The 613-nt window shown below is 65.3% G+C and carries 1 protein-coding gene and 1 pseudogene; one reads left to right on the top strand and one right to left on the bottom strand.

Going from position 1 to position 613, the window contains the following annotated elements; translation table 11 throughout:
- Positions 1–288, bottom strand: a pseudogene (locus E3D03_RS21200) (hypothetical protein); the annotation flags it as partial.
- A gap of 111 nt (positions 289–399) precedes the next feature.
- Here E3D03_RS21200 and E3D03_RS21195 point away from each other — a divergent pair.
- Positions 400–613 (top strand): hypothetical protein (locus tag E3D03_RS21195; protein WP_263568574.1); only part of this gene is annotated, 214 nt, incomplete at its 3' end.

Raw genomic sequence — 613 nt, 5'->3', positions numbered from 1 at the left:
CTGCAGGAAGGTCGTGCCGCCGCCGACCGCCGGAACCGCCAGCCCCTGTTCTCGGAGAGTGTCGCCGACGGCGGCCACGGCCGCCTCGGGAACAGGCTTCAGCTTCGGCGCGGGCGGCTTTCGGGTCTTGGACGGATCCGTCGTCTCGGCTCGTCTGGCGTCGCTGGCCGCCGCGTTGATGCTGCCGTCGGCGAAAAGCACCAGGCGCTCTGCAGCCTTCGCCTTCTGAATGGCGCCCCGCGACAGTCCGGCATGGGCGGCATACTGGCGCTCGCTCATACCCTGCATCGGCATCTCCGATTATCATTCAGTTTCAGGTGCTTATTCAGTTGATAAGCATCGCGGACAGAGCGAACACGGATGCAGGACAACGATGCATCCGACTACGGAGCCACCACGATGACCCGCCGCGCGACCGACAATTCCAAGGCCCTCGACGCCTTCCTTGCCGCGAAGTTCGAGATCGACGCCATGCAGGAGCGGCTCACCGCCCTCAGCGCGGACCATTTCGAGACCAGCCCCGACGAGATCAACTGGGGGCACGTCGGCACCCTGAACCACTACCGCGCCAAGCTGCGCGAGATCACCGACAGCGCCTTCAAGGAAGGCGAAC

It is taken from the genome of Paracoccus sp. DMF, assembly GCF_004407025.1.
Taxonomy (GTDB): domain Bacteria; phylum Pseudomonadota; class Alphaproteobacteria; order Rhodobacterales; family Rhodobacteraceae; genus Paracoccus; species Paracoccus aminovorans_B.
The sequence above is the reverse complement of the archived record's forward strand: the minus strand, read 5'-3'. Positions and strand labels throughout refer to the sequence as shown.